This window comes from Actinomadura chokoriensis (genome assembly GCF_041463665.1).
Lineage (GTDB): Bacteria > Actinomycetota > Actinomycetes > Streptosporangiales > Streptosporangiaceae > Spirillospora > Spirillospora chokoriensis_A.
On the sequence record NZ_JAXCEJ010000003.1, the window covers coordinates 190,431 to 204,436 of the forward strand.

General features: G+C 74.1%; 11 protein-coding genes. 1 reads left to right on the forward strand and 10 read right to left on the reverse strand.

Annotated elements, in window-relative coordinates:
• Positions 1–91: 91 nt before the first annotated feature.
• From SM418_RS07110 to SM418_RS07145, 8 genes are all read right to left on the reverse strand, one after another.
• Positions 92–1,378: an FAS1-like dehydratase domain-containing protein gene (locus tag SM418_RS07110; RefSeq protein WP_371939851.1), complete on the reverse strand. Its 1,287-nt coding sequence runs from the start codon at positions 1,376–1,378 to the stop codon at positions 92–94.
• Positions 1,375–3,300: an AMP-binding protein gene (locus tag SM418_RS07115; RefSeq protein ID WP_371939852.1), complete on the reverse strand. Its 1,926-nt coding sequence runs from the start codon at positions 3,298–3,300 to the stop codon at positions 1,375–1,377. Before SM418_RS07115 ends, SM418_RS07110 begins: the two co-directional genes overlap by 4 nt.
• A gap of 178 nt (positions 3,301–3,478) precedes the next feature.
• Entirely contained in the window at positions 3,479–4,987 is a 1,509-nt protein-coding gene (locus tag SM418_RS07120) for a class I adenylate-forming enzyme family protein (RefSeq protein WP_371939853.1), read from the reverse strand.
• Positions 4,988–5,011: 24 nt separating this feature from the next.
• Positions 5,012–5,317, reverse strand: a complete 306-nt coding sequence (locus tag SM418_RS07125) for a hypothetical protein (RefSeq protein WP_371939854.1) — start codon at positions 5,315–5,317, stop codon at positions 5,012–5,014.
• Between the two features lie 82 nt (positions 5,318–5,399).
• Positions 5,400–6,923: an AMP-binding protein gene (locus SM418_RS07130; RefSeq protein WP_371939855.1), complete on the reverse strand. Its 1,524-nt coding sequence runs from the start codon at positions 6,921–6,923 to the stop codon at positions 5,400–5,402.
• Positions 6,924–6,959: 36 nt separating this feature from the next.
• Entirely contained in the window at positions 6,960–8,150 is a 1,191-nt protein-coding gene (locus tag SM418_RS07135) for an acyl-CoA dehydrogenase family protein (protein WP_371939856.1), read from the reverse strand.
• A gap of 65 nt (positions 8,151–8,215) precedes the next feature.
• Positions 8,216–9,301, reverse strand: coding sequence for an acyl-CoA dehydrogenase family protein (locus tag SM418_RS07140; protein WP_371939857.1), 1,086 nt, complete (start codon positions 9,299–9,301; stop codon positions 8,216–8,218).
• The gene (locus SM418_RS07145) at positions 9,298–10,455 is read right to left on the reverse strand and encodes an acyl-CoA dehydrogenase family protein (RefSeq protein WP_371939858.1); all 1,158 of its coding nucleotides are present in this window, start codon (positions 10,453–10,455) and stop codon (positions 9,298–9,300) included. The genes SM418_RS07140 and SM418_RS07145 overlap by 4 nt, the downstream gene beginning before the upstream one ends.
• A gap of 170 nt (positions 10,456–10,625) precedes the next feature.
• On the opposite strand from SM418_RS07145, the gene SM418_RS07150 reads away from it, so the two are divergent.
• Positions 10,626–11,417: a FadR/GntR family transcriptional regulator gene (locus SM418_RS07150; protein ID WP_371939859.1), complete on the forward strand. Its 792-nt coding sequence runs from the start codon at positions 10,626–10,628 to the stop codon at positions 11,415–11,417.
• A 7-nt stretch (positions 11,418–11,424) separates the two neighbouring features.
• Here the strand turns inward: SM418_RS07150 and SM418_RS07155 are convergent, their stop codons facing one another.
• The gene (locus SM418_RS07155; RefSeq protein ID WP_371939860.1) at positions 11,425–12,501 is read right to left on the reverse strand and encodes an acyl-CoA dehydrogenase family protein; all 1,077 of its coding nucleotides are present in this window, start codon (positions 12,499–12,501) and stop codon (positions 11,425–11,427) included.
• Complete coding sequence (locus tag SM418_RS07160) at positions 12,489–14,000, reverse strand: class I adenylate-forming enzyme family protein (protein ID WP_371939861.1); 1,512 nt, start codon at positions 13,998–14,000, stop codon at positions 12,489–12,491. Before SM418_RS07160 ends, SM418_RS07155 begins: the two co-directional genes overlap by 13 nt.
• Positions 14,001–14,006: the final 6 nt, after the last annotated feature.

Below are 14,006 nucleotides of genomic sequence, written 5' to 3' on the forward strand. Positions count from 1 at the left end.
TCGGAGCGCAGCGCGTTGGCCTTGTCCGGACGGGCGAGGGTCACGCGCAGCACGCCGCCCGCGACCTCGCACCGCACGCCGTCCGGAGCCGTCACCGCCGTCCCTCGCGCAGCAGCTCGCCGTGCCGGGCCATCATGTCGGCCGCCTTGCGCTGCAGCTCGGCCGGGACGGCGGGCAGCAGCGCGGCGCCGTGCTCGCGGCTCGGCAGCGCGATGGTCGCGGTGCCCTTCATCGTGTCCTCGCCGCGCTGGTTGGTGGCCTTGAACGCGATGTCGACGAGGCAGCGGCCGTCCTCGGCGACGGTCTTGCCGGTGACCTCCCCGGACAGGAACTGCGTGTCGCCCTGGTAGTTGAACTTGCGGATCTCGTCGTGCTGGGAGACCACCCACGCGTCGTCGCCGGCCCAGTCGGTCAGGTAGTGGTGCGCCCAGCACTCGCGCAGCACGCCGTAGTCGTAGGCACGCGGGTTGCCGATCGCCTGCGCCCACGCGGAGTCCCAGTGGACGCGCTGCGCGACGTCCGGGATGCCGTACTCGTTCTTGATGTAGAACGGGGCGATGCGCTGCCGGTTCTGGTGCGCGAGCCGTCCCGTCTTCAGCCCGTACGGGACGAAACCGTACCCACCCGCGTGGAAGACGACGATGTCGGTGGTGGTCAGCGGGCCCTTGACCATCGGCGGCAGCGGCTCGCCGGCCTTGACGTCCTCGAAGTGGCGCGGCTCGCGCCCGCGCGGGCCCTCCGCCGCGTAGATCTCGTCGATCTTCGCGAGGTCCTCGTCGGTGTAGGCGGGGTCCTCGATGCCGGCGTACTTGCCGCGCTCGCGGGCCTTCTTGCGCTCGGTGTAGATGACCAGGGTCCGGTAGACGCCGACGACCTCGGCGTTCTGGTTCATCTTGACCTGGCGGTGCACCTTCACCACCGAGCGCCCGGCGAACTCCGACCGCTTGACCTCGATCGCCTCCAGGCCGCCGAAGCTGTGCAGGGTGTCGCCGGGGCGGATCGGCCGGTACCAGTCCCAGGTGCCGCCGGAGACGAACGCGTGGATGCCGCGGTAGCTGCCGCCGCGCTCCTGCTTGGTCTGGCGCTCGCCGCGCAGCGGGGCGTTCAGCACCGCCGCCATGATCGGCGGGGCGATCTGCCCGCCCCAGCGGGACGCCCGGCCGTACTCGGGGTCGGTGAACAGCGGATTGTCGTCCCCGTACCCGGTGGCGAAGTTGCGGATCGCCTCCGGAGTGGCGGTGCTGAGGAACTCCTGCGAGCGATTCGCCCAGTCACGGCCGAGGATCGCGCGGTCCTTGGCGATGTCGGCGTCGTTCAGCTCGGCGGAGGTCGCCCGCTCGAACTCCTCGGCGGTCTTCCCGTCGGTGGTCTCACTCACGAGGCGGTCCTTTCGGGGACGGCGAACAGGGCCCGGACACCCGGGCGGCTGATCTTCATGGACGGCGTGCGGGGCAGCTCGTCCACGATCCTGATCTCGGTCGGCAGGTGGTAGCGGGCCAGCCGGTCGCCCAGCCAGGCGCGCAGCTCGGCGGGGTCGGCGGGCGAGCGGAGGGTCACGGCGGCGACCGGCACCTCGCCGAGCCGCGGGTCGGGGACGCCGACGGCCGAGGCGTCGGCGACGGCCGGGTGCGCCTTCAGCACGTCCTCGATCACGCTCGGGACGATCTTGAAGCCGCCGCGGTTGATGGCGTCGTCGGCGCGGCCGTGGATGAACAGGAAGCCGTCCTCGTCCAGGGAGGCGAGGTCGGTGGTGCGCGTCCAGCGGTCGCCGCCGCCGGGCAGCTGCGCGCCGCGCGCCTCCAGGACGCCGACCTCGCCGGTCGCCAGCGGGGTCCCGCTCTCCGGATCGACGATCCGCAGCTCGACGCCGGGGTGGGCGCGGCCGGCGCTGCCGCGCTTGGCGTCCCCCCACTGGCGGCGCAGTTTCAGGTGCCATCCGGCTATGGCTCCGGCGAACTCGGTCGCACCGTAGTTGGTGAGGACGGGAACGCCGTAGCGGGCTTCGAAACGCTCGGCGTCGGCGGGATCGAGCGGCGCGGTGCCGGACAGGACGACGCGGACGCCGTCGAACACGTCCGCCGGCACGCCGGCGTCCATGACCATGCGCATCGCGGTCGGCGGCAGCCCGACGACCTTCGGGCGGTGGGCGCGGACGAGGCCCGTCCACTCCCCGATCTCGAACCGGTCCATCAGCGCGGTCGTCCGCCCGTCCAGGACGGAGCTGACCGCGAAGTAGAGGCCGGAGATGTGGACGAGGGACGTCCAGAGGATCTGCGTCTGCCCGCTCAGGCGCGGCTCGCCGTCCAGGACGGTGCCGGCGGCCTTGTACGCGGCGGTGAGCCGGCCGTAGGTCAGCTCGGCCCGCTTGGGCTTGCCCGTGGTGCCGCTGGTGAGCATCAGGACGGCGAGGTCCGACGGCTCCACCGGGCGGGGGTCGGGGACCCAGTCCACCTCGCGGCGGACCAGCGCCCGCTCCTCGCCCGCCTGGACGGCGACGGCTCCGGCGGCGCGCGCGGCGTCCTGCACCCCGCTCCTGGCCCAGTCGCCCGGTTCGGCGATCACGGCCTGGGGCGCCAGGCCCTCGATGTCCTCGGCGAGCCCGACGTCGCCGTGGAAGGGGCTCAGCGTGACCACCTCGCGGCCGGTGGCCAGCACGGCGATCAGCGCGGCCACGAGGGCGGGGCGGTTGCGCAGGACGATGCCGACGCGGCGGGCACCCGTGCCGTCCAGGAGCTGCTCCAGGTCCTCGATGGCCTCCCGGTGGAAGGCCCAGGGGTAGGAGCGTCCGCCGAAGGTCATCGCGGTCGCGGCGGGGTCGATCGAGACCATCCGGCGCAGCCGCGCGGACAGCGGCCTGGCCGCGTCCGGCCCGACGTCGTTCATGGGTTCCTTTCCGTTCGCTGGGGGTAGCCGCCGGAGCAGCGCGGCGAGCGCCGTGTCGCGGGGGTTCGGCCCGACGTAGGGCGGGACGCCGAGCACCTCCCCCGCAGGCGGCACCTCGTCGGGCTGGTCGTCCACCAGCACGGCGGGGGCGTGCTCCGGCGGCAGGGCGGGCAGGACCCAGCGGCCCCGCCCGTCCCGCTCGGCCTTGACGTGGAATGCCGTGACCAGGTCGGCGATGCCCGCGGCCTCGGCGCGGCGGCGCGCGTAGTCCGCGCCGCCCGCGCTCCACAGCAGGGCGGGCGTCCCCCGCTCGCGCAGGGCCGTGAGCAGCTCACGGGCCAGCGGGCGCAGCGACGTGCCGGTCACCGAGTCGAGCAGGGTGCCGTCGACGTCGAACAGCCACGCTCTCGCGGTCACGGTCGCACCTCACATCCACGTAGATGACTTCGCAAACATAGTTTGCTTCGTTCAGCCCGGCCGCCACGAGACCCGCGACGCCGAGCACGAGCACGGCCCGCAGCACCGGCGTCCACACGAGGGGTATGAGCCGCCACCTCGCCGCCCTCGAACCCTGGCTCGACGGCGTGCCGCAGCGCTAGCCGCCGGTGCGCGGCGCGGCCAGGCCGGCGACGATGTCGCGTTTGATCACCTTTCCGGTCGGAGTGCGGGGCAGCTCGGGCCAGCAGACGATGCGGTCGGGAGTCTTCGAGCCGCGCAGCCGCTCCCTGACGTAACCGCGCAGTTCCCCGGGGTTGAGGGCGGCGCCCGGGGCGGGCACGACGACCGCCTCGACGCGCTGGCCCCACTCCTCGTCGGGGACGCCCACCACGACGGCGTCGGCCACGTCCGGGTGGCGGAGCAGGACGTCCTCGATCTCGGCGGGAGCGATGTTCTCCGCGCCCCGGATGATGGTGTCGTCGACGCGGCCCTCGACGAACAGGTAGCCCTCCGCGTCCAGGCGACCCTGGTCGCGGGTGTCGAAGAAGCCGCGCCCGTCGACCGAGGAGCCGTGGCCCGCGTACTCCCCGGAGACCTGCTCGCCGCGCACCCAGATCCGCCCGCTCCCCCCGGCGGGCAGCACGCTCCCGTCCGCGTCGCGGATCTCCAGCTCGATCGACGGCACGGGACGGCCCGCCGATTCGAGCCTGGCCCGGACGTCCGGGTCGTCGGACGTCAGCGCCGCCCGGTGGTCGTCCGGGCCGAGGACGGCGATGGTCGAGCTGGTCTCGGTGAGGCCGTAGGCGTTGACGAAGCCGACGTGCGGCCATTCGCGCAGCGCCCGCTCGATGATGCGGCGGGGCGTCCGTGCGCCGCCGTAGGCGAGGGCGCGCAGGGAGGGGGCCGAGCGGTCCGGGACGGGGGCGTCCATGATGCGGGCCAGCATCGTCGGGACGACCATCGCGTTGGTCACCCCTTCCGCGCGCACGAGCTCCAGCCACCCGTCCGGCGTGAACGAGTGCAGGGTCAGGCAGCGGCGCCCCGCGTACAGGTTCGTCAGCACGTTGGACACCGCGGCGATGTGGTACGGCGGGACGCTCATCAGCGCCGCCTCGTCCTCGCCCGCCGCCGCGAACTCGACCGTCTCCAGCACGTACGAGACGAGGTTGCGGTGGCGCAGCACGACCCCCTTGGGCGCCGAGGCGGTGCCGCTCGTGTAGATCAGGACGGCGGTGGCGTCGGGGTCGGCGGGCGCCTCCTCCCCGCGCGCCCGGTCCGCCGCCTCGCCGGCCTCCCGGAGGAAGTCCTCGGGGGTACGGACCGACGGGCCCGCCCCGAGAAGGGCCTCGTGCTGCCCGTCCCCGGCGATGCCGTACGCCTTGGGGTGGGCGGCCAGCAGCCTGGCGAGCTGCTCCTCGCCCAGCCGGTAGTTCACCGGCACCAGCGGGACGCCGGCGAAGGCCGCGGCGAACATCGCGACCGGGAAGGCGGGGCCGTTCACGGCGAGGTAGAGGACGGCATCCGCGCCCGACTCGCGGATCAGGGCGGCGGCGCCGGAGGCCGCCGCCCGCAGCCGGGACGCGGTCAGGCCGCCGTTCCGGGATCCCACGACGATCCGGTCGCCGAAGCCGTCCGCCGCCATGTCCAGCAGCATCGTCACGTTCATCACGCGCTCCAGTCGCAGGTCGGTCTAGTCGGAGGCGGGCAGCGGTTTCGCGTCCTTGATCGGCAGGGCCGCGCCGTCGACCTCGACGGTGCCCTCTCCGGGCTTGGTGCACAGCAGCTCGAGCCCGAGGTCCTCGCTGGCGTAGCGCTTGCCGAGGAGGGTTCCGTCCTGCCTGGCGGGATCGGCGGTTCCGGGCGCCGCCTCCTCCTTGGCGTCGACCATCGGCGCGCCGCCGCAGCTCACCGCGACCTCGGCGGCGGGCGCGCGGACCACGATCATCCTGGTGCCGTCGACGGTGCTGGCCAGCTGCTGGCCGGGACGCAGCTTCATGAGACCCTCCTCAGACAAGGGTAACTAGGTTACCTAGTACGGGGTGATCAGCCAAGATGTCGCGGCCTCCATGCGCGGACGGTCACGGGGCGGGGGCCGCCAGGAGGCGGCGCAGCAGCTTGCCGGTCGGGGTGCGGGGCAGCTCGGCGGCGAACTCGATCTCGCGCGGGCACTTGTAGCCGGCCAGGTGCGCCCGGCAGTACGCGATCAGCTCGTCCGCCAGCCCGGGGCCCGCGGCGGCCGGGTCGGCGGGCTCCACGACGGCGCGGACCCGCTGCCCCATGTCCGGGTCGGGCGCCCCGACGACGGCGGCGTCGGCGACCGCCGGATGGACGGCCAGGAGGTTCTCGATCTCCTGCGGATAGATGTTGACGCCGCCGCTGAGGATCAGGTCGGCGCGGCGGTCCACCAGGTAGAGGTGGCCCTCGGCGTCGAGGCGCCCCATGTCGCCGAGCGTGCTCCAGCCCCGGTCGTTGAAGGCGCCCGCGGTCTTGGCGGGGTCGTTGTGGTAGCTGAACGCGGACGTGCCCTCGAACCACACCGTGCCGACCTCGCCGGTGGGCAGTTCGCGGCCGTCGTCGTCCAGGATGTGGGGCGTCCCGAGGACGGGCCGCCCGACCGAGCCGGGATGCGCGAGCCAGTCTTCGGAGTCGATGAGGAAGAAGCAGTTGCCCTCGCTGCCGGAGTAGTACTCCTGCACCACGGGTCCGAACCACTCGATGACGCGCCGCTTGACCTCGACCGGGCAGGGCGCGGCGGCGTGCACCACCGTCCGCAGGCTGGACAGGTCGTAGCGCGCCCGGGTCTCCTCCGGAAGCTTGAGCATCCGGACGAGCATCGTCGGCACGAACTGGACGTGCGTGACCTTGTACCGCTCGATGTGCGCCAGGGCCCGCTCGGGGTCGAAGCGGTCCATCAGGACGACCGTGCCGCCGCCGCGCATCGTGCCGAGCGTCCAGCCCGTGGGCGCGGCGTGGTAGAGCGGCGCCGGGCACAGGTAGACGGTGTCGGGGCCGAACCCGAACAGCAGGGGAAGGGTGTGGTCGAGCTTCAACCCGGTGCCGAACGGGTCGCCGGCGAGGTCGGGCAGGATGCCCTTGGGCCGCCCGGTGGTGCCGGACGAGTAGAACATGTAGTAGCCCTCGCGCTCCTCCTCCCGCTCGCCGCCGGAAAAGCGGGCCGCCGCCTCGGCCAGGTTCTCGAAGCCCTCGGGCGGGTCGCCGGACCCGTCGATGAGCCGCGTCCGGACGTCCGCGGCGCTTTCCGCGACCTCCCAGGCCGCGCCGCCCAGTGTGCCGGACGCGATCAGCGCCCGCGCGCCGCAGTCGCGGACGATGTAGGCGGCCTCGTCGGCGGTGAGGTGGTGGTTGACGGGCGTCCAGTACAGGCCCGACCGCTGGCAGGCCCAGGCTGCCGCGAAGTAGCCGGGGCCGTTGTCCATGAGCAGGGCGGCGTGGTCGCCGGGCGCCAGGCCGCGGTCGGCCAGCAGCCGGGCGAGACGGAGCGATGTCTCGTCCAGCTCGCGGTAGGTGGTGACGGCACCGGTGGCCGCGTCGATCACGGCGGGCTTGTCGGGATGGCGCTCGGCGATCCTGGACAGGTGCACGGCGTCCTCCGTCCGGAAAGGGGATGGTCAGCCTGGTCAGCGGGGTTCGCGGGGCAGGCCGAGGGCGCGCTCGGCGATGATGTTGCGCATGATCTCCGAGCTGCCGCCGGCGATCGTGTAGGCGCGGGCGTACAGGTAGGCGTCCTGCCAGCGGCCCCCCGCGACGGCGCCGGGGTCCTCCTCGGTCAGGACGCCGAGGGCGCCGGGCAGCGACACGGCGTACTCGGCCATCCGCAGGTTGAGCTCGCTGAAGGTCAGTTTCGTGGCCGGGGCGTCGATCACCCGTTCCCGGCCCGCGCGCCACCGGGATATGGCCGTGTGGGCGAGCAGTGCGCACGCGTCGACCTCGGCGCGGAACCTGGCGAGCTGCTGGCGGACGTCGTCCAGGTCCAGGGCCGGCCGCCCGTCCACGGTGATCTCGCGCGCCAGGGCGACCAGGTCCTCCCAGGCCATCTGGAGCTGCACGACGGAGACGCCGACGCCGTTGCGCTCCTCGGCGAGCGACGCGCTGGCGATCAGCCAGCCCTGGCCGGGCGCGCCGATCAGGGCGTCCGCGCGCAGCCGGACATCGTCGAAGAAGACCTCGTTGAAGTCGGAGGTGCCGGTCAGCTCCCGCAGCGGGCGCACCTGCACGCCGGGCAGGCGCATGTCCAGGACGAACGCGCTGATGCCCTGGTGCTTGGGCACGTCGGGATCGGTACGGGCGAGCAGGTAGCCGTACTGCGCCCAATGCCCGTTGGTGGTCCAGACCTTCTGCCCGTTGACCACCCATTCGTCGCCGTCCCGCACCGCGGTGGTCCGCAGGGACGCCAGGTCGCTCCCCGCCTCGGGCTCGCTGAACAGCTGGCACCACAGATCCTCGGCGGACCGGATCCGCGGCAGGTACCGCCGCTTCTGCTCGTCCGTCCCGAACCTGATCAGCGCGTTCGCGGCCAGCGAGCCGCCGCTCGCGGGCATCGGAGCGCGGGCTCGGGCGATCTCCTCGCCCACCACGAACTGGCGCAGCGGGTCGTGACCGGGCTCCCCGCCGTACTCCTCGGGCCAATCGGCGCCCACGTACCCGGCCGCGTACAGTTCGGCCGTCCAGCGCCGCAGCTCCTTCAGCTCGGCCTCGCTCTCCGGGCTGCGCACCCCGGACCTCACCTTGTGGCCGGGGGCGCGGGCCGCCACGAACGCGCGCACCCGCTCCCGGAACTCCTCCAACGGCGTACCGGCACCGAATTCCATGGCGTTGCTGCTCCTCACTCGAACAGGGCGGCGGGTCCGACCCGGCGGTCCTGCGGCACCGGCCGTCACCGCAGCCCGCTCACGGCTCGATCGCGCAGCCGGTCCGGGAGCGCGATCAGCGCCTGCGCGGCCTTGGCCCGGCGCAGGTACCGGTGTGCGGGATGCTCCCAGGTGAAGCCCATCCCGCCGTGGATCTGGACGCATCCGCCGGCCACCTCGACCGCGGCGTCCAGCGCGTGCGCGGCGGCCAGGTCGACCGCGACCGGCGTGTCGTCGGACGGTGCGTCGAGCGCCTCCGCAGCGGCGGCGACCAGAGCGCGGGCCGACTCGACGGCGACGAGCATGTCGGCGCAGCGGTGCGAGATCGCCTGGAACGACCCGATGGGGCGGCCGAACTGCCGGCGGGTCCGGGCATGGCCGACCGCCATGTCCAGGGCCCGCGCCGCCGCCCCCACCACGTCGGCGGCGAGCATCACCAGGGCCGTCCGCTCGGCCGCCGCGAGGACGCGGGCCGCCGAGGCGGGGCCGGCGAGCGCCTCGCCCGGGGCGTCCCGCATCCGGACCGCGCCCAGCGGGCGGGTGGGGTCCAGCGACTCGATCGGATCGACGGCCACCGCCTCGCGCTCCACCAGGAACAGCGCCGGGTCCGCTCCGGCCGGCACGAGCAGCACGCCGGCGGCGGGCGCCTCGGTGACGACCGGCACCTCTCCGTTCAGCGTCCAGCCGCCGGGCGTGCGGTCGGCGCGAACACCGGCGGCCGTCCAGCCGTCCACCGTGCGACCGGCCGCCACCGCGCCCGCGACCTCTCCGGACGCCAGCCGCGGCAGCCAGCGCCGCGCCGGCGGCGAGTCGCCGGCCGACAGCAGCGCCGCCTGCACCGCGACCGTCGACACGCTCGGGACGAGCGCGAGCCCGCGGCCGAGTTCCTCCTGTGCGGCGGCTGCGAGCGCGAAGCCCATCCCCTCGCCGCCGTACTCCGCGGGGACGGCCAGTCCGGGCAGCCCCATCGCCGCGAGCTCGTCCCACAGCTCGCGGTCCGCGGGCTCGCCCGCGTCCGCGAGGGCGGCGACGCGTCCGGAGTCGCAGCGCTCGCCGACCAGCCGGCCGACCGCCTCCCGCAGGTCGTTCTCGAACTCCACCGTGCTGCTCACGCGCGCTCCTCCCCCGCAAGTTCCTGCAGGTGCGACGGCAGGCCGAGCACCTTCTCGGCGATGGTGTTGCGCTGGATCTCCGATGTGCCGGCGCCGATCGTGGACGCGCGGCTCATGAGGAAGCCGAAGGTCCAGCGGCCCCGCTCGGGCGCGGACGGAGCACGGGCGCCGAGCACGGCGTCCGGGCCCAGCACGCGCAGCGCCACCTCGTGCAGGCGCTGGTCGAACTCGGCCTTCACCAGGCGGTTCACCGACGCGGCGGGACCCGGATCCCGGCCTTCGAGCACGAGGTCCAGGGCGCGGCGGCTGTTGGCGGCCAGCACCCGCACGGACGCCTCGATCCGGGCCAGCGACTGGCGCACCACCGGGTCGGACTTCGCCCCGGTGGTCCCGGCGAGCGCGAACAGCTCGTCCACGATGCGGCGGTAGCGGAACTCGTCGGACAGGAACGCGGTGGCGCGCTCGTGACCGAGGCTGGTGCGCGCGATCGCCCAGCCCTCGTTCTCCTCCCCGACCAGGTTCCGCGCCGGCACGCGCACCTCGTCCAGGAAGACCTCCGCGAAGTGGGCGCCGCCGCTGATGTCGCGCAGCGGGCGCACGGTCACGCCGGGGGCGTCCATCGGGACGAGCAGGTAGCTGATGCCCGCGCCGCGCGGGCCGGGAGGGGCCGTGCGCACCAGCGCGAACATCCAGTGCGCCTGCGCGGCCATGGACGTCCACACCTTCTGGCCGGTCACCACGTAGTGGTCGCCGTCCCGTTCGGCCTTGGTGGACAGGGCGGTGAGGTCGCTTCCGGCTCCGGGTTCGGAGAAGCCCTGGCACCACAACTCGTCGGCGCGCAGCAGGGGACGCAGGAAACGTTCCTTCTGCTCGGCGGTGCCGTGCTTGATGAGGGTGGGCGCGACGATGAACGACAGCGCGCACGGATGCTTGGGGGCGCGGGCGCGCGTCATCTCGCGGTGGTAGTCGAGCTGGTCGGCCAGCGCCAGCCCCATGCCGCCCACCTCGACCGGCCAGCCAGGGGCGGCGAGCCCGGCGTCCTGGAGGTCCGCGTGGAAGGCGCGGGCCCAGGCCGACCGCTCGGCCCTGTCGCGGGGAGGCGGCCCCGCGTGCGCCGCCAGGAACTCCCGCAAACGGGTCCGCCAGGGGGGCATGGACACTCCTTCCACCTCGTCCGGACGAAGGGTACATGGTTTACTAGGTTATCTACCATAGGCCGGCACGAGGAGCGAGTCCCGACATGACGCCGGGTGATCCCCCGGTAGCTATCCTTGTGCACCTAGTCAGCCACCAACGGTCAGCCACCAGCAGGGAGCGAACATCCATGGCACTGCCGGAGTCAGGGGTACGGCGCGGCCTGACCACGGGCGCGTCGTCGGACGGCGTCCGCCCGCCCAAGACGGGCGAGCTGGTCGCACGCCGGCTGCGGCGCCGCATCGTGGAGGGCTCCCTCGCCGACGGCGACTACCTGCCCAACGAGGCCACCCTCATGGAGCACTTCGGGGTCTCGCGCCCCACGCTCCGCGAGGCGTTCCGGGTGCTGGAGTCCGAGGGCCTGATCGAACTGCGCCGCGGCTCCCGCACCGGCGCCCGGGTGACCGTGCCCGGACCCGAGGTGGTCGCCCGGCCCGCCGGGCTCCTGCTCCAGCTGGGCGGCGCCACGCTCGGCGACGTGTACCAGGCCCGCAGCGCGATCGAACCGCCCGCGGCCCGGCTGCTCGCCGTCAGCGGTGACGAGGAACGGTACGCGGCACTGGAGGAGGAGGTGGAGCCCGCGCGCGCCTCGGTCACCGACTCCGAGCGGTTCGCGGTCGGCAGCGCCCGCTTCCATCTGCGCCTCGTCGAACTGTCCGGCAACCAGACCCTCGCGCTCATGGCCGGGATGGTGCACGAGATCATCCTGCGGCAGACCCAGGCGTCGGTACGGGCGGGCGAGGCGGCCGGCACGCGCGGCGACTACGCGCGGGCGCTGCGCGCGTACGAGAAGCTGGTCAAGCTCGTCCGGGCCGGTGACGGGCCCGCCGCCGAACGCTTCTGGCACCGGCACCTCCAGGTCGCCGACCAGATGGTGCTGCGCGACCGCGAGGCCACCTCCGTCATCGACATCCTGGAGTGAGCGGCCCTCACCCCACCAGCTCCATCAGCCGGGCGTAGTGGTACCGGGGCGGACCGCCCAGCAGCTCTCCGGCCTTGACGCGCCGCAGGTAGAGGTGCAGGTCGTGCTCCCAGGTGAAGCCCATGCCGCCGTGCAGTTGCAGCGCGGTGCCCGCGACCCGCGAGCACGCCTCGCCCGCGATCGCGGCCGCCTCGGCGATGCGGAGGCGCCGGGCCCCGGGATCGCCGGCGTCCAGCGCGCGAGCGGCCGCGCGCACGGTCACGCGGGCGCGCTCGACGTCCACGGCCATGTCGGCGCAGTGGTGCTTGACGGCCTGGAACCCGCCGATCACCCGTCCGAACTGCCGCCGTTCCCGGACGTAGTGAAGCGTCATCGCCACCAGCCGGCCGGCCGCGCCGACCGCGTCGGCGGCGTGGTGCAGGGCCAGCGCGCCGCCCAGCCGCTCGGCGGTTTCGGGCTCGACCGCCGTCCACGACCCGGCCTGGACGGCGGTCCCCTCCAGCGCCACGGCGGCGAAGTCCCGGGTGATGTCGAGCGAGGTGCGCTCCGTAAGAGCGATTCCGGGCAGATCGGCCGGGGCGAGCGCCAGCACGGGGGCGCCATCGGCCGACTCGGCGACGACCAGGAAGGCGTCGGCGCCGAGGGCGCCCGCCACGATGGCGACCCGCCCGTCCAGGGCGAGCGCGCCGTCCGGGCCCGCCGACGCGCGGACGGGCTCCTCTCCCGGCTCGGGCAGCACCGGCACCACCAGCGCGGCTCCGGCCGCCACCCGGTCGGCCATGTCACCGCCGAACCCGGCGTCGTCGAGCGCGCGGCACACCAGCGCGGCCTGTCCGAGCGGCAGCGGGGACGCCGCGTATCCCAGTTCCTCCACGACCAGCGCGAGGTCGGCGTGCGCGCCACCCTCCGCGTCCCGCAGCAGCCCGACCAGGCCGAGTTCCGCCGCGGCCCGAAAGTCCTCCGGACCCGACATCGGCCTGCCGTCCCGGTCGGCGTGCGCCGCGGCCAGGTCGGTGCGCTCGGCCAGCCAGTCGCGCACCGTCCCGGCGAGCGCCTCCTGCTCGTCGCTGATCACGAGGTCCATCCGCGCACTTCCCTCCTGAGTTCGTACTTGCGCACCTTGCCCGCGGCCGTGCGCGGCAACGCGTCCACGACGACCAGGCGTTCCGGGGTCTTCTGCCGGGCGGCGCCCAGTGCGGCGAAGTGGTCGCGCACCTCGCCGAGGTCGAGCTTCCCGCCCTCGCGCAGGACGGCGAACGCGCAGACCCGTTCGCCGTAGCGCTCGTCCGGCTCGGCCACGGCGACCGCCTCGGCCACGGCCGGGTGCGCGGCAAGCAGGTCCTCCACCTCCTTGGAGGAGATCTTCTCCCCGCCGCGCACGATGATGTCCTTGAGCCGGTCGGTGATGGTCAGATGCCCGTCGCGGTCCATGCGTCCCACGTCGCCGGTGCGCAGCCAGCCGTCCGGGGTGAACGCCTGCGCGTTCAGTGCCGGATCGCGGTACCCGGCGAAGACCTCGGGGCCGCGCGACCAGATCTCGCCCTCCTCCCCCACCGGCAGGTCCCCGCCCTCCGGGTCGACGATGCGCACCTCGGTGCCGGGCTTCAGCCGGCCGTCGGTGGAGGCGCGCTTGCCGCCGGGGTCGTCCGCGTCTCCGGAACTGATCGTGGGGTGCTCGCTGGAGCCGTACGCCCGGTAGGCGGCGATCCCGGCGCGCCCGGCCCGCTCGACGAGCACCGGCGGGACGCTCGCCGCGCCCACCAGGTACTCCCGCAGGGTTCCGGCGCCGCGGCCGGTCCGCTCGGCGGCCTCCAGCAGCCCCGACAGGTGGAACGGCACGCCCGCCGAGGCGGTCACCCGATGCTCGTGAATCAGGTCCAGTGCCGTCTCCGCGTGCCACTTCTCCATGAAGACGGTCGCCACCCCGCGCACCAGGACCCGCAGCAGCACGCACAGTCCGGCGACATGACCGGGCGGGAACGCGTCGAGGTAGACGTAGCCGTCCTCGTGCCCCGGCATGGTCTCCAGTTCCGCGAGGAGGGAGCGGTGGGTGTGCTGGACGCCCTTCGGGTCCGCCGTCGTGCCCGAGGTGTAGACGAGAACGCAGACCTCGTCCGGGTCGGGCGGCGCCAGCGCGCCGAGCGGCCGGTGCGCCTCCAGCGCGTTCCAGTCCTCGTCCCCGACGGCGATGACGCGGCGCAACGCCGGCAACTCGGTGCGCGTCGCGCGCACCTCCGCCGCCCGTCCGCTGGACGTGATCAGGACGGCGGCCTCTGACTGGCGCAGCGCGAAGCCGAGTTCCCGCAGGCCGTAGATCGGGACGACCGGGAGCACGACCGCCCCTCGCAGCAGCACGGCGGCATGGGCGACGGCGTTCTCCACGCGTCCGGTCAACTGGAGGGCCACCACGTCACCGGGCTCGACACCGAGATCGGCGAGCCCGGCCGCGACGCGCAGGGCGCGCTGGTGCAGCGCGTCCAGCCGGGTGGTCTCGGTGCCGCGCGGGCCGTGGAAGACCAGGGGCGTGGAGCCGTACCGTCCGGCCGCGGCGCGCAGGGCCCCGCCGAGGTCCCCTACCTCCATGACGCC

Excerpts from the sequence above, each read along its gene's own strand:
- SM418_RS07120 (WP_371939853.1), bottom strand. The coding sequence starts at position 4,987 with ATGAACGTGACGATGCTGCTGGACATGGCGGCGGACGGCTTCGGCGAC.
- SM418_RS07125 (WP_371939854.1), bottom strand. The coding sequence starts at position 5,317 with ATGAAGCTGCGTCCCGGCCAGCAGCTGGCCAGCACCGTCGACGGCACC.
- SM418_RS07135 (WP_371939856.1), bottom strand. The coding sequence starts at position 8,150 with ATGGAATTCGGTGCCGGTACGCCGTTGGAGGAGTTCCGGGAGCGGGTG.
- SM418_RS07155 (WP_371939860.1), bottom strand. The coding sequence starts at position 12,501 with ATGGACCTCGTGATCAGCGACGAGCAGGAGGCGCTCGCCGGGACGGTG.
- SM418_RS07150 (WP_371939859.1), top strand. The coding sequence starts at position 10,626 with ATGGCACTGCCGGAGTCAGGGGTACGGCGCGGCCTGACCACGGGCGCG.
- SM418_RS07145 (WP_371939858.1), bottom strand. The coding sequence starts at position 10,455 with ATGCCCCCCTGGCGGACCCGTTTGCGGGAGTTCCTGGCGGCGCACGCG.
- SM418_RS07160 (WP_371939861.1), bottom strand. The coding sequence starts at position 14,000 with ATGGAGGTAGGGGACCTCGGCGGGGCCCTGCGCGCCGCGGCCGGACGG.